The sequence below is a fragment of the Baekduia alba genome (assembly GCF_028416635.1).
Classification (GTDB): Bacteria; Actinomycetota; Thermoleophilia; order Solirubrobacterales; family Solirubrobacteraceae; genus Baekduia; species Baekduia alba.
Map to the genome: position 1 here is coordinate 2,858,358 of NZ_CP114013.1, position 15,999 is coordinate 2,874,356.

Consider the following 15,999-nt stretch of genomic DNA (forward strand, 5'->3'; position numbering starts at 1 on the left):
CACGGGTGTAGGCTCGCGGCCCGAGGACCCCGACGGAGGGCTCATGCCGGTCGAGCTGGAGCAGCTGTTCGGAACGAGCGCGCCCGTGCTGGCACGGGCGTTCGACGAGTTCCCCGACGGCGTCGCCGCCTTCGTCCCGGTCCACGACGCGGCCGGCGCGCTGGTCGACTTCCGCTGCATCTACGCCAACCAGGCGACCGCGGCGATCAGCGGCGTCCCGGCCGGCGACCTGCTCGGCGCGCGGCTGCTCGAGGTCGCGCCCGCCTTCCGCGACCGCGGCCCGTTCGACGCCTACCGGCGCGCGCTGCAGGACGGCGTCCCGGGCGACCTGGAGATCGGGTTCGACGCCAACGTCGCGGGCGAGCGGATCGACATCCGGCTCGAGATGCGCGCCGTCCGCCTCGGCGACGGCCTGCTCGTCACCTACCGCGACGTCACGACGCTGCGCCACGGCGAGGACGCGGTCGAGCGGATGGCCGCGATCATGCAGTCGACCGACGACGCGATCGTCAGCGCCGACCGCGACGGCCGCATCACGCACTGGAACCGCGGCGCGGAGCGCCTGCTCGGCTACCGCGGCGACGAGATCGTCGGCCGGCGCGTGCGGCGGCTGGTGCGCGAGGAGGACTTCGCCGACCAGATGACGCGCTTCCGGCGGACGCTGGCCGGCGGCAGCGTCGAGCGGATCGAGACGCAATGGGTGCGGCGCGACCGGACGCTCGTCGACGTGCGCCTGACGGCGTCGCCGCTGCGCGACCGCGACGGCGCGGTGGTCGGCGTCACGGCGGTCGTCCACGACATCACGCGCAGCAAGCGGATCGAGTCCGACCTGCGGCGCTCCAACGCCGAGCTGGAGCGCTTCGCGGCCGTCGCGGCCCACGACCTGCGCACGCCGGCGATCACGCTCGTGCACCTCGGGCGGCTCCTGTCGGCGGCGCCGGACGGCGACGCCGAGACCCTGCCGGCGCGCGTGCGCGAGCTCAGCGCGCTGGTCGAGTCCGCCGCGGCGCACGCCCAGCGGCTGGTCGACGGCCTGGCCGAGTACGCGCGCACGGCCCAGACCCCGCCGGCGCCCGAGCCCGTCGACCTCGGCCGGCTCGCCGCCGACGTCGTCACCGCGCTGGGCGCCGAGATCGAGGCGGCCGGCGCGACGATCGACGTCGCCGTCCTGCCCAGCGTGCTCGGCGACGGCGGCGGCCTCTCGCGCGTCCTGCAGAACCTGATCGCCAACGCGATCAAGTACCGCCGCGACGACGCGCCGCCGCGGGTGCGGGTCGACGCCGAGCGCGACGACGGCGCCTGGGTCGTCGCGGTGCGCGACAACGGACCCGGCGTCGGCGACCGCGATCGGCAGCGCATCTTCGAGATCTTCGCCCGCGCCCACGCCGACGACGACGTGGAGGGCAGCGGCGTGGGCCTCGCGGTCTGCCAGACCATCGTCGAGCACCACGGCGGCCGCATCTGGGTCGACGCGGCGCCGGACGGCGGCAGCGTCTTCCGCTTCTCGCTGCCCGAGCGCCTGCTGGAGGCCGAGCGCCGCTAGCCCACCGAGCGCCGGAACAGGAAGCCGCCGGCGACCGCGACGATCAACGCGAGGAAGAACAGCCCGTAGCCGATGACGCCGGCCACCGCCAGGACGAGCGCGACGACGGCGACCGCCGCGGCGCCGCCGCCGACGACGAGTGCGCGGAACGCGCGGCTCTCGCGCTGGCTGCGCGACAGGTTGGAGCCGGACTTACGGGACGGCAAGTTGCTCATGGCGTTCAGGATGTCACGCCGGGCGGCGCGGCGAGCAAGTCCACCATCTCGCCGTAGCCGCGGGAGCGCGCGTGCTCCAGCGCGGTGACGCCCTCGGGGTCGGCGATCGCGCGGTCGGCGCCGGCCTTCAGGAGCAGGCCGACGATCTCCACGTGGGCCGGGCCGCCGTCGGCGAGGATCACCGTCTCCAGCAGAGCGGTCCACCCAAGGTCATTGACATGGTCGACGTCGATGTCGGTGGTGGCCAGCAGCTCGCGGACGAGGTCGACGTGACCGCGCTCGCACGCCGGGATGATCGCGATGCCGCCGTGCTTGTTGCGGAGCTTGAGGTCGGGGCGGGCGCGCAGCACCTCGCGCAGGACGGCGACGTCGCCGGTGACGCCGGTCGCCAGGACGGCGTTGTAGCGCTCCTCGTCCTGGCGGTCGACGTCGGCACCGGCGTCGACCAGCTCGCGAACGACCTCGGCGTGGCCGGAGAAGGCGGCGACGGTGACCGCGGTGCGGCCGCGCGTGTCGGCGGCGTTGACGTCGGCCTCGGCGCGGATCAGCGCGACCACGCCCTGCACGTCGCCGCGCTCGACGGCCGCCAGCAGCTGCGCCTCGAGGGTGACGTCGTCGTCGGGCATGGGCTCAGGCCGATCGCAGGAAGGTGAGCACGGCGAGGACGCGGCGGTGGTCGTCGTTGGTCGCCGGCAGGTCGAGCTTGCCGAAGATGTTGGTGACGTGCTTCTCGACCGCGCCTGGCGTCACGACCATGTGGCGGGCGATCGCCGCGTTGGTCCGGCCCTCGGCCATCAGCTCCAGGACCTCGCGCTCGCGCGGCGTCAGCGAGGCGAGCGCGTCGTCGGCGCCGCCGCCGGTGCGCTGGCGCACGAGCTCGGAGACGACCTCGCGGTCCAGCGCCGTGCCGCCCGCGGCCACGCGCTGCACCGCGTCCATGAACGAGCGGACCTCGCCGACGCGCTCCTTGAGCAGGTAGCCGACCCCGCCCTCGCCGGACTCCAGCAGCTCGGCGGTGTAGATCGGCTCGACGTACTGCGACAGCACCAGGATCCCGAGGCCCGGCTGGCGCCGGCGCGCCTCGATCGCCGCGCGCAGGCCCTCGTCGGTGAACGTCGGCGGCAGGCGGACGTCGACGACCGCGAGGTCGGGCTTGTGGCCGGCGACGATCCGCAGCAGGCCCTCGGCGTCCTCGGCCTGGGCGACGACGTCGACGTCGTGCTCGCGCAACAGCGCGACGACGCCCTCGCGCAGCAGCGCGAGATCTTCGACGATCACCGCCCGCACGGGAACTCCGCGTGGATCGTCGTGCCCGAGCCCTTGACGCTCGTCACGGTCAGCGTGCCGTCCAGCGCCTCCACGCGATGGCGCAGCCCGGTCAGGCCGCCGCCGTCGGCCACGGCGCCCCCCGGCCCCTCGTCGGCGACCTCGATGATCAGCCGGCCGTCCTGCTCGGAGAGCCGGATCTGGGCGGGTGCGCCGGCGGCGTGCTTGGCGACGTTGGTCAGCGCCTCGGCGACGACGAAGTAGGCGGCGGTCTCGACGACCGGCAGCGGACGCTGGTCGAGCTGCTCGGCGTCGACGGTCACCGGCGTGACCGCGCGCCGGCCGAGCGCCTCGACGGCCGCGGCCAGCCCGCGGTCGGCCAGGACCGGCGGCGCGATCCCGCGCGCGAGGTCGCGCAGCTCGCCGATCGCGGCCGACGCCTCGACGCGGGCGCGCCGCACCAGCTCGGCCTCCTCGGGGCGGTCGCTCAGGCGCTCCTCGGTCCGGCCGAGCAGCAGCGACAGCGCGACGAGCCGCGCCTGCGCGCCGTCGTGGAGGTCGCGCTCGATGCGGCGCAGCTCCGCGGCCTGGACGTCGAGCGCGCCCTGCCGGGTGCGCGTCAGCTCGCCGACGCGCTCCTCGAGCTGGGCCTCTCGACGGCGGCCGCCCGGCAGCCGGTCGGCGTAGATCACGAGGGCGTGGACCGCGACCGCGACGCCGAGGATCAGCAGCGGCCACAGCGGCCAGAAGCTGTGCACGTCGTTGGTCGTGAAGCCCCAGACGATCAGCAGGATGCCGCCGATCAGGCCCGTGACCATGCAGTGCAGCGCCAGCCCGTGGCGCGCGCTGGCCGGCGCGCTGAGGCCGAAGCGGATGATCGCGTGGACGGCGACCGGGATCGCGACGCCCAGCCAGACCCACGCCGGCCAGTAGTAGCCGCCGCCGGTGATGGCCCAGATGATCGTCGTGACCAGCCCGGCGAGCGCCGAGAGCGCGACGTGCAGCGGCAGCGCGTTGGCCGGCGGCGGCGCGGGGCCGACCGGTGGCGGGACGTCGAGGCGGGCGCTGCCGCCGTCGCCGTGCGCGGGGGCGTCGAGCGTGGGGAGCGCGAGCGTGTCGGTCGGGGTCGGGGCGTCAGCGTCCACGGGTCACCTCCGCGGCCTCGAGCACCGCGGGACGGCCATCTTCGCAACCTCGTCGGCCGGCGTGGGGTTCAGCGTCCGTCATCGCCACCATGATGGGCGTCGGACGGTGCCCCGTCGTTGGGGCGCGGCGGCGTCCGGACCGCCGCGCTCCCCCGGGTCGGAGGTCGGGCTAGCCCGACCGCGCGCGCTAGCGGTGGGCGGGCTGGAGCATGGACTCCAGCGCGCGGCTGACGGCGATGTCGCCGTGCATCGTGTCCGTCAACGTCACGTCGAACTGCGGCTCCAGCGTGGACCGCACCCACTCCATGGCCATCAGGTCGGAGTCGCGCGCGGCCGCGTCGTCGCGGAACACGCTGATCGTGACCACCTCCGTGCCGCCGCAGTCGAGGACCTCGTAGGCGACGAAGCCGTCGACCTCGGCGATCGCCTCCGCGAAGTCGGTGTCGACCAGGTGCAGGAGGTCGTTCATCTCGCCGGAGTCCAGGCGGTAGCGCCGGATGCTCGCGAACATGTGCCGCTCCCTTCGATCCATCAGGGCAGGAGCCTCACGCTACTCCTCGCCGCTGCGGTGGACAACGGCGCGCCTACGCATGCGCCATCCGGGTTCGCGCCGCCGCGCTACGGTCCGCCCGCATGCCGCGCCCCTGGCCCACCACGCCGCCCACGGCGGCCCATCGCGCCGCCTACGCGGACGCCAAGACGGTGTCGTTCTGGCTCGACGACCTGCCCGAGCGCGCACGCGACGCGCCGCTGGCCGGGATCACCGACGCCGACCTGTGCATCGTCGGCGGCGGCTTCACCGGGCTGTGGGCGGCGCTGCACGCCAAGGCCGACGACCCGTCGCGCGACGTCGTGGTGCTGGAGGCCGACGTGGCCGGCGGCGGCGCCAGCGGGCGCAACGGCGGGTTCATGGTGGCGTCGCTGACCCACGGGCTCGCCAACGGCCTCGCGCGGTTCCCGGACGAGATGGTCGCGCTGGAGCGCCTGGCCTTCGAGAACTTCGAGGGCATCAAGGCCGATCTGAAGACCTACAACATCGATGCGCAGCTCGAGGAGACCGGCGAGCTCGGCGTGCTCTTGGAGGCCCACGAGGTCGCCGCCGCCGAGGAGGACGCCGAGCTGCTGCGCGGCTACGGCCACGAGGTCGACGTGCTCGACGCCGCGGCCATGCACGCGCAAGTCGCCTCCCCCACCTACCTCGGCGGCGTCTGGGACCGCAGCGGCGGCGCGCTCGTCCACCCGGGCCGGCTGGCCGCGGGCCTGCGCGAGGCCGCGCTGCGCGCCGGCGTCCGGATCCACGAGCACACGCCGGCGACGACCATGACCGCGGCGAAGGCCGCCGTGACGATCGGCACGCCGGGCGGCGCGGTCCGCGCCAGGCGCGTCCTGCTGGCGACGAGCGCCTACCCGTCGTTGTTGGGGCGGTTGGCCCACTACGTCGTCCCGGTCTACGACTACGTGTTGGTCACCGAGCCCCTGAGCGCCGCCCAGAAGGACGCGATCGGGTGGCGCAACCGGCAGGGCATCGGCGACGGCGGCAACCAGTTCCACTACTACCGCCAGACGGGCGACGACCGGATCCTGTGGGGCGGCTTCGACGCCGTCTACCGCCGCGGCGGCCCGGTCGGCGCCCACCTCGACGACCACGACCCGACGTTCGGGACGTTGTCCCAGCACTTCTTCACGACCTTCCCGCAGCTCGAAGGCCTGCGCTTCACCCATCGCTGGGGCGGCGCGATCGACACGTGCTCGCGCTTCAGCGTGTTCTTCGGGACCGCGCGCGGCGGCCGCGTCGCCTACGCGACCGGCTACACGGGCCTCGGCGTGGCAGCGACGCGCTTCGGCGCGCGCGTCGGCCTCGACCTGCTCGACGGGCGCGAGACCGAGGCCACGCGGCTGCAGTACGTGCGTCGCCGGCCGGTGCCCTTCCCGCCCGAGCCGCTGCGCACCGGCGTGATCGCGCTGACGCAGCGCGAGCTGGCGCGCGCCGACCGCCACGAGGGCCGCCGCGGCCTGTGGCTGCGCACGCTGGACCGGCTGGGCCTGGGCTTCGACAGCTAGCCAGGGCGGTTCTCTGGCCCGCATGGCCGTGGCGGGCGTCGCCGGCCCAGCGGCAGCGTGCGCCGGCACGTGAAGCGGGTTGGCGGCCGTCAGGCGCGGCTAGGCGGCACGGAGAACCGCCCTGGTGTGGTCGTCGGCGGGGAAGAACGCCTCGATCGACAGCTCGGCGACCGTGATGTCCAGCGGCGTGCCGAACGTCGTGATCGTCGACATGAAGGACAGCTCGCCGGCCTCGTGGCGCATCCGCAGCGGCACGACGATCTCGCCCGGCTTCGGCACGCCCTCGTCCTCCTCGCCACCCGGGTAGCCCTCCAACTCGGCCAGCAGCGCACGCAGCTGCGCGTCCTGGGTCGCGGCGACCTCGCGCCGCAGCCGGCCGAGGATGTGCGCCCGCCACTCGGGCAGGTTGGCGATCCGCGGCGCCATCCCCTCGGGATGCAGGCTGAGGCGCAGCGCGTTGACCGGCGGCTCGAGCAGGTGCGCCGCGGCGCCGGCGGTGATGAGCGCGACGCCGGCGTTGCCGTCGAGCAGCTCCCAGCGGCGGTCGACCGCGACCGCCGGGTAGGGCTCGTGCGCGGCCAGCAGCCGCTTGACGGCATCGCGCACCTGGCTCATCTCCTCGTCCTCGAACGACGACTCGGCGTAGGCGGGCGCGTAGCCGGCGGCGAGGAGCAGCTCGTTGCGCTCGCGCAGCGGCACCTCGAGGTGCTCGGCGAGCCTGACCACCATGTCGCGGCTGGGCTTGGAGCGCCCGGTCTCGACGAAGCTCAGATGGCGCGTGGAGACCGCGGCCTCGAGCGCGAGCTCCATCTGGCTGAGGCGCCGCTGGTCGCGCCAGCGGCGCAGGAGGGGCCCGACGCCGAGGGGCGGCGCCGGCGGGGAGAGGACGGCTGTAGAGGGCACAGCACAAACCGTATGGGCCCGCGGGTGATCCCCGCGATGACCCCGGAGGTCATCGCCGCCAGTGGTTGCGCAGCGCGGCGATGAGCTCGTCCTTGCTCATGTCCGACCGGCCGTCGATGTCGAGCTCCTTGGCGCGATCCTGGAGGTCGACGACCGTCCAGTCCTCGTAGGAGCCGGACCGGCCGCCCTTCTTGGACACGTTCGTGCCGGCCGCCTTGGCGTTGGCGATGCGGGCCGCCTTCTCCTTGCTGGCGCCGTCGTCGCGGAGGGCCTCGTAGGTCGCGTCGTCCTCGACGCTGGGACCTGGGCTCTTGGATCCGGGCATGCCTTCGGGCTACCCGGACCCCCGCGGCGCCTATGCGTGCGCGCGCGCCGCGGCGACCGCGAGCTGGTCCGCCCGGTCGTTGAGGGCCTTGTGCGCGTGCTCGGCGCCGGTCTCGTGGCCCTTGACCCAGTGCCAGCGCACGTCCTCGTGGCGGGCGATCTCCGCCTCCAGCGCGATGACGAGGTCCTGGTTCTTGACCGGCTGGCCCGACGCGGTCTTCCAGCCCTTCTTCTTCCAGCCGTGGATCCACTTGGTCATCGAGTCCAGCAGGAGCGTCGAGTCGGTGACGATGCACACCGTCGCGCCGGGCGCCAGCGACCGCAGGCCCTCCAGCGCCGCCGTGTACTCCATGCGGTTGTTGGTGGTGTGGCCCTCGCCGCCCGAGAGCTCCACGGGCTCGGCGCCGTCGGGGCCGACGACGATCGCCGCCCAGCCGCCCGGGCCCGGGTTGCCGCTGCACGCGCCGTCGGTCCAGACCAGCGCCTCGCCCGGACGCGCCTGGACGGGGACCTCGGGCGCGCGCGCGGCCTTGGGTCGGCGTCGGCGGTACGGAGGTGCGGAGGAAGGCATGCGGCGGGCCATGCTAGGTGGCGCGCAGGACGGGTTCGTCGCGCCGGCGCGCTCAGGTCGGGATCGGCGGCTCGAGCAGCCGCCAGGCGATCCAGGAGAGCGCGCAGCCCACGGCCAGCGCGTTGAGCACGAGCGTCCAGCGCCGCAGCGCGAAGCGCGTCGAGGCCGCCAGCGCGGCGAGCCCGAGGACGAGCCCCCCGATGCCCAGCACCCACTGCGCCTGCCACTGCCATGCGTCCTGGTAGGCCGTCCACGCGTGGCCGCCCTGGTAGGGCAGGATGCCGTCGCCGTCGGAGCATGCGAGGCCGCAGTCGTGGTTCTCGTGCGTGATCGCGAGCAGCATGACCAGGAACGCGCCGGCGCAGACGATCGCCGACGTCGCGCCGCGCTCCAGGAGGCGGCGCGGGCGAGCGACCTCGTCGTAGAAGTCGCGGTTGCCCCACCCGCCGGGCCGGACGTCGGAGCGGTGCTCGGTGGCCACGACCCGATGTTCCCACACACCGGTCAGCGCCGATGAGCCAACCGCAACCGGAACTCGAGGGTCCCGTGGTCGCGCACGGTGACCAGGCCGGCGACGGATGGCGGCGCGATCGCGAAGTCCGCGAACGCGACGGGCGCGCGGCCGACGAGGACGAGGTCGCCGCCCGCCAGCCGCGCGGCCGACACCCGGACCGCGACGGGCGCCGACGCGCCGTGCAGCTCCAGGCGCCCGCGCGCCCCCACCGGCCGGGCCGACAGCGCCACGGGCCCGGTGAGCGCGAACCGCGCGGACGGGAACCGCGCGGTCTCCAGGCCGCGCGCCTGGAGGGCGCGGTCGCGGCCGTCCTGGTCGCTGTGCAGGGAGCCGAGCAGCCGCGCGGCGAAGCGCGCCGTGACGATCCGCCCGCGTCGCACCGACGCCGACCCGGCGAGCAGGCCGGTCCGCCCCACCGCGGTCCGCACGCCGACGCCGAGGTAGCGCTCGTCGACGCGGTAGCCGGCGTAGCTGTCGTCGCCGCGCGCGATCGCGTAGGTCCCGTCGGGCGTCGCGGCCACCGCGCCGACCGAGGTCGGCACCCGCGCCGGCGCCGGCGCGTCGCCGCCGTTCAGCGCGAAGAACGCGAACCCGCCGGCGACCGCGAGGACGGCGAGCGCCACGGCGGCGAGCACGACGGTGCGGGGCCGGACGCGCGACATCGGCGCAAGCATAGGCTGGCCCCATGAGCGAATCCGAGCAGCCGCGCCTGGGCACGCCGAGCGACCCGTGGTTCGTGGTGAACGCCACCGAGATGCCCTGGCGGGCGGCGCCCGGCTGGGGCGCTTCGTGAAGTTCGAGCAGGAGGGGACGCGGTTCCGCGACTACGGGCTCAACATCCACGTGGTCGCGCCGGGCGAGCGCAGCACGATGTACCACGGCGAGGACGGCCAGGAGGACTTCCTGGTGCTGTCGGGCTCGTGCACGGTGGTGGTCGAGGGCGAGCAGCGCACGCTGCGCGCGTGGGACCTGCTGCACTGCCCCGCGTGGACGCGTCACACGTTCGCCAACACCGGCGACGAGCCGTGCGCGATCCTGATGGTCGGCGCGCGTCGGGACGGCGTCGAAGTGGACTGCGAGTACCCCGTCGACCGCATGGCCGTCGCGCTGGGCGCGGGGGTCGAGGCCTACACCACGGAATCGGACGTCGCCTACGCGGGGACGCCGGACTACGACGTGGAGGACTACCGGGAAGGGACGTTGCCCGGGGCGTGACGCCCCGGGCAGTGTCCGTGTGGTGCGACTAGATCTGGGAGACGTTGATCGCGTTCGGGCCCTTGGGGCCGCTCTCGGCCTCGTAGGACACCTTGGAGCCCTCGGCCAGCGAGCGGAAGCCGTCGCTGTTGATCGCCGAGTGGTGCACGAACAGGTCCTTGCCGCCGTCGTCCGGCGTGATGAAGCCGAAGCCCTTCTCGTCGCTGAACCACTTCACGGTTCCAGTAGCCATTGCTTTTCCTCCAACTTCGGTGCTCTGGTGCTACGCGGAGGATGCTGAGGCAACGATCTGCGGACACACGGGCACTGCTCTGCCGAGGTCGCTCCCCGGCCTGTACAGAGCAAAGGCTAGCACTACCTGGACGATCGGTCGGGACGCTAGGCTGTGTCCTCCGGCGGGCCGCCTACTCGACCGGGGCCCTTCCCTCGTGGTGGGGCCCAGCCAGTGGCAACGCGCCGGTCTTCGGACCGGCGGTCACGTCCACGGTGGTCGGGAGTGTGACGCCGCCCAGGCATACACACTCGTCCTGGGATGTAAGAAAAAAACGGTGGCCTCTGACCGGGCGGAGGCGCTCGGACCCACGTGGTCCGGGCGCCGTAATCCGCCTCGCCTACGCGGCGTCCTTCAGGGCTTCGATCTCGCGCACCGTGGACAGGTGCTCGAGGGCGCGGCGCTCGAGGTTGCGGACCTCGTTCTGGCGCAGGCCCAGGCGGCGCCCGATCTCCTGGATGCCGACCGGCGCCTGCTCGCCGTCGAGGCCGTAGCGCAACTCGACGACGGCGCGCTCGCGCTCGGGCAGCGACCCCAGCGCGTGGCGCACCGCGGCCTCGCGCAGGCTGACGACGACCTCCTCCTCCGGCGCCGGCGCGTCGGACGGCAGCAGGTCGCCGAATGCGGCCTCTCCGGAATCGCCGACCGGACGGTCCAGCGACGTGACCGTGCGGGCCATGTCGCGCAGCTTCTCGATGTCCTCCAGGTCGATCTCGGAGCGCGCCGCGATCTCGGCGTCGGTCGGCTTGCGCCCCAGCTCGGCGGCCAGCTCCTTCTCCACGCGCGCGGCCTTGCGCTCGCGCTGCAGGACGTTGGTCGGGATCCGGATCGTGCGCTCCTTGTTCTCCATCCCGCGCTGGATCGCCTGGCGGATCCAGTAGGTGGCGTAGGTGGAGAACTTGAAGCCGCGGCGCCAGTCGAACTTCTCGGCCGCGCGGATCAGCCCGAAGATGCCCTCCTGGATGAGGTCGAGCAGCGTCATCCCGTCGGTCGGGTAGCGCTTGGCGATCGAGACGACGAGCGCGAGGTTGGAGGTGATCATCCGCTCCTTGGCGGCCTCGTCGCCGTTCTCGATCCGCTTGGCGAGCGCGATCTCCTCGTCGGCGGTCAGCAGCGGATGGCGGCGGACCTCGCGCAGGAACAGGCTGAGCGCGTCGGTCGTCGTGGTCGCCAGGTCGCCGTTGAGGTAGTGCGTGGCCGGGATGTGGGCGCGGCCGCAGTCGTCGGTCAGGTCGATCCCGCGCAGGCGCGCCTCGTCCTCGATCTGGCCCTGGGCCTCGTCGTCGAGCTCGAGGCGCGCGATGAGCGCGGCCACGTCGTGGAGGCAGAGCGAGCCCTGCTCCTCGGCGGCGTCGAGGAGGGCGGTGACCGTCGTGCGCTGCGTGTCGTCGAGATCCACAATGGGTCCTTACCCGCCACGCGGTGGAGGATGCGCGCGTGGGCAGGGGATTGCGCTTTCACACATTGCAACAGATCTTGCGGGTTGCAGGGATTTTCGCTGGTAGAACGACGGCGCGCCGAATCGTTCGCTTGCGAACGGACGGGGGACCCACTGCGACCGCGATCCGGTCGCCGGGGCGAATCGCGGTCCGGACGACCGTGTAGCGCCGCTTGTGCGGTGCGAGCCCGACAGCTCACCTCGCAGGCGCCTCCAACCATGCCCGTTCCCACATCCCGCCGACTCCTGGCCGCGCTCGCCGCGACGACCTTCGTCGTCCCCGGCGCCGCCTTCACCGCCTCTGCCGACGCCAAGCCGCTGAAGAAGGGCAGCCACGGCGTCCGCGTCAAGGTCCTGCAGCGCGACCTCGGGCTCTCCCCCGCCGACGGCATCTTCGGCAAGGGCACGTACAAGGCCGTCCGCCGGTTCCAGCGCCGCCATCACCTGGCCATCGACGGGATCGTCGGCACGGTCACCTGGCGCCTGGTCCACGGATCGCGCGCGAAGGCGTCGCGCAGCGCCGGGGCCGGCGGCGCGCGGGTCCAGCGCCGCGGGTCCTCGGTGTCGCTGCTGCAGCGCCGGCTCGGCGTCGCCGCCGACGGCGTCTACGGGCCCGGAACGGCCCGCGCCGTCCGCACGTTCCAGCGCGCGCACGGGCTGACCGCCGATGGCGTGGTCGGGCCGTCGACCTGGAGCGCGCTCGGCGTCCACGGGCACCATCCGGTGCTCAAGCGCGCGCACCTCGGCGGTGGTGGCGTCGTCGTGGTCCCGCGCCACGTGATCCTGCTGCGCCGCGCGGTCGCCGCGGCCAACCGCATCCAGTACAAGCCCTACGTCTACGGCGGCGGGCACGGCAGCTTCTCGGCCTCCGGCTATGACTGCTCGGGCAGCGTCTCCTACGTCCTGCACGGCATGGGCCGCCTGTCGATCCCGATGGACTCCGGCGAGCTGATGTCCTACGGCCAGCCGGGCCGCGGCCGCCACATCACGATCTACGCGAACCCCGGGCACGCGTTCATGGTCATCGACGGACGCCGCTACGACACCTCGGGCCGCGCGTCGAGCGGCTCGCGCTGGGGTCCGGGCATGCGCTCGACCGCGGGCTACGTCGCGCGGCATCCGTCGGGGTTGTAGGGCGCGGCTCCGCCGCTCACCAGGGAACGGCGCCGCTGCGATCGGTGAAGGTGCCGGTCGGGCCGCCCGGTCCCAGCTGCGCGAGCGCGACGATCGCGTCGGTGCCCTCGGTGACGGTCTGGTGGCCCTGGTGCCCGTTGAGGTCGGTCGCGGTGTAGCCGGGGTCGGCGGCGTTGATCCGGAACGCCGGGTAGGCCTTGGCGTATTGCGTGGTGAGCATGTTGACCGCGGCCTTCGAGGACGGGTAGCCGAGGCTGACGACCCCGAACTCGACGCGGTTCGGGTCGGACGTGATCGTCATCGAGCCCATGCCGCTGGAGACGTTGACGACGACCGGCGCGTCCGACGCCTCCAACAACGGCACGAACGCCTGGGTCACGCGGACCAGCCCGAGCACGTTGGTCGCGTAGGTCTGCGCGAGGTCGTCGGGGCGCACCTGCGGCACCGGCACCCGGGGGCCGATGATCCCGGCGTTGTTGATCAGCACGTCCAGCCCGGTGCCGGCGGCCCGGATCGTGCCGACGGCGGCCACGACGCTCGCGTCATCGGTGACGTCGAGCTCGACGAACCGCGCGCCGAGCGCGTCGGCGGCCTCCCGGCCGGCGGCGGCGTCGCGCGCCCCGACCCAGACGTCGTGGCCGGCGTCCAGCAGGCGGCGCGCGGCCTCGCGGCCCAGGCCCTTGTTGGCTCCCGTGATCAAGGTGGTGGTCATGCCTCCATGGTGCGCCGGATCGCCGCGCGGCAAAAGGGGACGCCGTTGCCTGGGACCGGCAGGGCGACGCTACGTGGCCGCCGGTGCGCGATCATGGAGGCACGATGGACCACGGCGAGCTCGCCAGCTGCCTGCGCTCGTGGCGCGACCGCCTGGCGCCCGCCGACGTCGGCCTCCCCACCGGCGGCCGCCGCCGCGCGCCCGGCCTGCGCCGCGAGGAGGTCGCGCGCCTCGCCGGCCTCTCCGTCGACTACCTCGCGCGCCTCGAGCAGGGCCGCGCCGCCAACCCGTCGCCGTCGGTGCTGGAGCCACTGGCCCGGGCGCTGCGCCTCAGCGACGACGAGCGCGCCCACCTCTTCCGCGTCGCCGGCCAGGCGCCGCCGCTGGCCGGCCACATCGACCGCCACATCCCGCCCGGCGTCCAGCGCGTGCTCGACCGGCTCGCCGACGTCCCGGTCGTCGTGATGGACGCGGCCTGGACCATCGTCGCCGCCAACCCGCTCGCCGTCGCGCTGATCGGCGACGGCAGCCAGCAGTCCGGCCCGCACGCCCGCAACATCGCCTGGCGGCACTTCACCGGCGCGCCGTCGCGCTTCGTCCGCGACGCCGACGACGACGCGCGCATGGGCACCGAGGCGGTCGCCGACCTGCGCGAGGCGCTCGGCCGCCACCCGGACGACACCGCGCTGCTCGCGCTGATCCGCGACCTCCGCGCGGCCAGCCCGCGCTTCGCCGAGCTGTGGGAGCGGCGGCCGGTCGGCCAGCGCGTCGCGGACCGCAAGACGATCGACCATCCCGAGGTCGGGCCGATCACGCTGGACTGCGACATCCTGACGGTCCGCGGCAGCGATCTGCGCCTCATCGTCTACACCGCCGCGCCCGGCTCGGCGGACGCCAGCGCGCTGGCGCTGCTGGCGACGATCGGGCTCCAGACCTTCCCCTGAGCCCGGCGCGACCACCGTGGGCGCGACCCAGCTGGCCGAGGCGATCGGCGGCGACGACCTCGGCGCGGGCGTCCGCGGCGAGCTGGCCGCACACCCGCTGCCCAGCGACGCGGTCGGCCTCGGCGAGGACGACGTCGCGGCGCTCCAAGACGCCTACGGGGCCGAGGAGCGCACGGTCCTGACGCTGGCCGCCGCCCTGGACGGGCGCTGAGCGGCGCGTCTACCCTGGAGGCATGTGCCGCAACATCCGGACCCTGCACAACTTCGCCCCGCCCGCGAACGAGGACGAGGTGCGCGCCGCCGCGCTGCAGTACGTCCGCAAGATCAGCGGCTTCACGAAGCCGTCGCAGGCCAACGCCGAGGCGTTCGACCGCGCGGTCGAGGCCGTGACCGAGGTGACCGAGCGGCTGCTGGCCGAGCTCGTCACCAACGCGCCGCCGAAGGACCGCGAGGTCGAGGCGGCCAAGGCGCGCAAGCGGGCCCAGGCGCGCTACACGATCACCGCGCAGGCCAGCTAGGGCCTAGCGGCGCGGCGCGCAGCGGCGGGCCGCCGCGCGGTGGCCCACGAGCGCCACGCGGGCGCGGCTCGCGCAGCGCGCGACGGGACGCTTGGCCGCGGCGGCCGAGCCCGAGGTGAAGTCCGTGACGTAGGTCCCGGCCTCGTCTCCGATGCCGCCCTCCGGTGCGCCTTCGACCACGCCGATCCCGATCTGGCCGAACGATCCGTTGAGGATGTTGGCGCGGTGGCCGGCGCTGTGCATCCAGCCGTCGACGATCGACGCGGGCGTCGCCAGCGAGCCCGAGCCCCAGGCGATGTTCTCGCCCGCGCTCCAACTCCCGGTCGCGACCCAGCCCGCCGCCTTGATGCGGTCCATCATCGTCCCGCCGCCGGGCGAGACGTGGTCGAAGAAGCGCCGGTCGACCATGTCGGCGGCGTAGCCGTCGGCCGCGCGATCCAAGGTGGAGGACTCGCTCAGCGCGCCGAGCCCGTGCGCCGCGCGCTGCTCGTTGAGCAGGCACAGCGTGGCCGGGACGGCGGCGGCGTCCGACGCCGACGCGTCCTCGTTCGCGCACGCCGCGAGCGCGGCCGGCGCGGGCAGCGCCAGCGCGCCGAAGACGGCGAGCACGGGCAGGATGCTGCGAGCGAGACGTGGCATCCCGGGTGGGTTCGACCGACGGGACGGCCGCACGTGAGCGCCGGTTGAGGGATCTGGACGGGTGTCCGATCCGGAAAGGGGCGACGAGCGCCCCAGCTGTGCGGAGCTGGGACGCTCGCCTATCGGCCGCCGGTCCCGGTCAAGCGGAGAGCGGCGGCCGAGCCTGGTTCAGCCGATGGTCAGCGACGACCGATCCCACAGGTCCACGCGGACCGGGATCGTCGCGCCGGGCTGGAAGCTCGCGATGGCGATGCGGGAGATCGTCTGGCGGTGGGTGACCGCGTAGGGCGCGTCGCCGTCGCAGGTCACCGACAGGTCGAGCTCGACTGTGGTGTCGTCGTCGGTCGTGAGGCCGGTGTCGCGGATCGCCGTGATCGTCGCCGACGCGACGCGGCCGGTGACGACGCGGTGCGCCGGCGGCGTCATGGCCTCGGCCTGCTGCTGGAGGTTGCGGATGTCCTTCAAGAACCCCATGGCGATCGTTGCTCCTGGCTCCGAGGGGAGGTCGAGTCTCTGGCGGTGACAACCGCACCCGGCCCGCCGTCTTACGCGGGGCGAACGTAAGGGAGCGCGCAGGGCGCGTCAG

Annotated in this window: 22 protein-coding genes and 1 riboswitch; of the genes, 7 read left to right on the plus strand and 15 right to left on the minus strand. The window is 74.1% G+C overall.

Annotation, left to right across the window (positions count from 1 at the left end; genetic code table 11):
• Positions 1-43: 43 nt before the first annotated feature.
• Positions 44-1,543: a sensor histidine kinase gene (locus tag DSM104299_RS14335; protein WP_272477995.1), complete on the plus strand. Its 1,500-nt coding sequence runs from the start codon at positions 44-46 to the stop codon at positions 1,541-1,543.
• Here the strand turns inward: DSM104299_RS14335 and DSM104299_RS14340 are convergent.
• The 5 genes from DSM104299_RS14340 to DSM104299_RS14360 all read right to left on the minus strand — a co-directional run bounded on the left by DSM104299_RS14340 (position 1,540) and on the right by DSM104299_RS14360 (position 4,680).
• Positions 1,540-1,758 carry a hypothetical protein gene (locus DSM104299_RS14340; RefSeq protein ID WP_272477996.1) on the minus strand — a complete coding sequence of 73 codons (219 nt, stop codon included), beginning with the start codon at positions 1,756-1,758 and terminating at the stop codon, positions 1,540-1,542. The two genes, DSM104299_RS14335 and DSM104299_RS14340, sit on opposite strands and share 4 nt — an antisense overlap.
• A gap of 5 nt (positions 1,759-1,763) precedes the next feature.
• Positions 1,764-2,384 carry an ankyrin repeat domain-containing protein gene (locus DSM104299_RS14345; protein WP_272477997.1) on the minus strand — a complete coding sequence of 207 codons (621 nt, stop codon included), beginning with the start codon at positions 2,382-2,384 and terminating at the stop codon, positions 1,764-1,766.
• 4 nt (positions 2,385-2,388) lie between these two features.
• Complete coding sequence (locus tag DSM104299_RS14350) at positions 2,389-3,045, minus strand: LuxR C-terminal-related transcriptional regulator (protein ID WP_349294518.1); 657 nt, start codon at positions 3,043-3,045, stop codon at positions 2,389-2,391.
• Positions 3,033-4,169, minus strand: coding sequence for an ATP-binding protein (locus DSM104299_RS14355; protein WP_272477999.1), 1,137 nt, complete (start codon positions 4,167-4,169; stop codon positions 3,033-3,035). The genes DSM104299_RS14350 and DSM104299_RS14355 overlap by 13 nt, the downstream gene beginning before the upstream one ends.
• 187 nt (positions 4,170-4,356) lie before the next feature.
• The gene (locus DSM104299_RS14360; protein WP_272478000.1) at positions 4,357-4,680 is read right to left on the minus strand and encodes an antibiotic biosynthesis monooxygenase family protein; all 324 of its coding nucleotides are present in this window, start codon (positions 4,678-4,680) and stop codon (positions 4,357-4,359) included.
• A gap of 122 nt (positions 4,681-4,802) precedes the next feature.
• On the opposite strand from DSM104299_RS14360, the gene DSM104299_RS14365 reads away from it, so the two are divergent.
• Complete coding sequence (locus DSM104299_RS14365) at positions 4,803-6,230, plus strand: NAD(P)/FAD-dependent oxidoreductase (RefSeq protein WP_272478001.1); 1,428 nt, start codon at positions 4,803-4,805, stop codon at positions 6,228-6,230.
• Positions 6,231-6,329: 99 nt separating this feature from the next.
• On the opposite strand, the gene DSM104299_RS14370 is transcribed toward DSM104299_RS14365, so the two are convergent.
• Genes DSM104299_RS14370 through DSM104299_RS14390 form a run of 5 tightly spaced genes read right to left on the minus strand, consistent with a single transcriptional unit; the run spans position 6,330 to position 9,204 of the window.
• On the minus strand, positions 6,330-7,133 hold the full coding sequence (locus DSM104299_RS14370) for a helix-turn-helix domain-containing protein (RefSeq protein WP_272478002.1): 804 nt from the start codon (positions 7,131-7,133) through the stop codon (positions 6,330-6,332).
• Between the two features lie 49 nt (positions 7,134-7,182).
• A complete protein-coding gene (locus DSM104299_RS14375) occupies positions 7,183-7,458 on the minus strand; it encodes a DUF7218 family protein (protein WP_272478003.1) in 276 nt (91 codons plus the stop codon).
• Between the two features lie 30 nt (positions 7,459-7,488).
• Positions 7,489-8,028: a ribonuclease H family protein gene (locus DSM104299_RS14380; protein ID WP_272478004.1), complete on the minus strand. Its 540-nt coding sequence runs from the start codon at positions 8,026-8,028 to the stop codon at positions 7,489-7,491.
• A 52-nt stretch (positions 8,029-8,080) separates the two neighbouring features.
• A complete protein-coding gene (locus DSM104299_RS14385; protein ID WP_272478005.1) occupies positions 8,081-8,509 on the minus strand; it encodes a hypothetical protein in 429 nt (142 codons plus the stop codon).
• Positions 8,510-8,532: 23 nt separating this feature from the next.
• The gene (locus DSM104299_RS14390; protein WP_272478006.1) at positions 8,533-9,204 is read right to left on the minus strand and encodes a YceI family protein; all 672 of its coding nucleotides are present in this window, start codon (positions 9,202-9,204) and stop codon (positions 8,533-8,535) included.
• 127 nt (positions 9,205-9,331) lie between these two features.
• On the opposite strand from DSM104299_RS14390, the gene DSM104299_RS14395 reads away from it, so the two are divergent.
• Positions 9,332-9,757, plus strand: a complete 426-nt coding sequence (locus DSM104299_RS14395) for a cupin domain-containing protein (protein ID WP_272478007.1) — start codon at positions 9,332-9,334, stop codon at positions 9,755-9,757.
• 28 nt (positions 9,758-9,785) lie between these two features.
• Here the strand turns inward: DSM104299_RS14395 and DSM104299_RS14400 are convergent, their stop codons facing one another.
• On the minus strand, positions 9,786-9,989 hold the full coding sequence (locus DSM104299_RS14400; RefSeq protein ID WP_272478008.1) for a cold-shock protein: 204 nt from the start codon (positions 9,987-9,989) through the stop codon (positions 9,786-9,788).
• Positions 9,990-10,368: 379 nt separating this feature from the next.
• Entirely contained in the window at positions 10,369-11,427 is a 1,059-nt protein-coding gene (locus tag DSM104299_RS14405; RefSeq protein ID WP_272478009.1) for a sigma-70 family RNA polymerase sigma factor, read from the minus strand.
• Positions 11,428-11,543: 116 nt separating this feature from the next.
• Positions 11,544-11,676, plus strand: a riboswitch (cyclic di-AMP (ydaO/yuaA leader).
• A gap of 9 nt (positions 11,677-11,685) precedes the next feature.
• Between DSM104299_RS14405 and DSM104299_RS14410 the strand changes: the two genes are divergently transcribed.
• On the plus strand, positions 11,686-12,600 hold the full coding sequence (locus DSM104299_RS14410) for an NlpC/P60 family protein (RefSeq protein WP_272478010.1): 915 nt from the start codon (positions 11,686-11,688) through the stop codon (positions 12,598-12,600).
• A 16-nt stretch (positions 12,601-12,616) separates the two neighbouring features.
• On the opposite strand, the gene DSM104299_RS14415 is transcribed toward DSM104299_RS14410, so the two are convergent.
• Positions 12,617-13,312, minus strand: coding sequence for an SDR family NAD(P)-dependent oxidoreductase (locus DSM104299_RS14415; RefSeq protein ID WP_272478011.1), 696 nt, complete (start codon positions 13,310-13,312; stop codon positions 12,617-12,619).
• Between the two features lie 104 nt (positions 13,313-13,416).
• Here DSM104299_RS14415 and DSM104299_RS14420 point away from each other — a divergent pair, with 104 nt between their 5' ends.
• Genes DSM104299_RS14420 through DSM104299_RS14430 form a run of 3 tightly spaced genes read left to right on the plus strand, consistent with a single transcriptional unit; the run spans position 13,417 to position 14,774 of the window.
• Positions 13,417-14,256: a helix-turn-helix transcriptional regulator gene (locus DSM104299_RS14420; RefSeq protein ID WP_272478012.1), complete on the plus strand. Its 840-nt coding sequence runs from the start codon at positions 13,417-13,419 to the stop codon at positions 14,254-14,256.
• 16 nt (positions 14,257-14,272) lie between these two features.
• Positions 14,273-14,467 carry a hypothetical protein gene (locus DSM104299_RS14425; protein ID WP_272478013.1) on the plus strand — a complete coding sequence of 65 codons (195 nt, stop codon included), beginning with the start codon at positions 14,273-14,275 and terminating at the stop codon, positions 14,465-14,467.
• 22 nt (positions 14,468-14,489) lie between these two features.
• On the plus strand, positions 14,490-14,774 hold the full coding sequence (locus tag DSM104299_RS14430; protein ID WP_272478014.1) for a DUF2277 domain-containing protein: 285 nt from the start codon (positions 14,490-14,492) through the stop codon (positions 14,772-14,774).
• A 3-nt stretch (positions 14,775-14,777) separates the two neighbouring features.
• Here DSM104299_RS14430 and DSM104299_RS14435 read toward each other — a convergent pair whose 3' ends face one another.
• Positions 14,778-15,383, minus strand: coding sequence for a CAP domain-containing protein (locus tag DSM104299_RS14435; protein WP_272478015.1), 606 nt, complete (start codon positions 15,381-15,383; stop codon positions 14,778-14,780).
• Between the two features lie 198 nt (positions 15,384-15,581).
• Positions 15,582-15,887, minus strand: a complete 306-nt coding sequence (locus DSM104299_RS14440; RefSeq protein WP_272478016.1) for a hypothetical protein — start codon at positions 15,885-15,887, stop codon at positions 15,582-15,584.
• Positions 15,888-15,999: the final 112 nt, after the last annotated feature.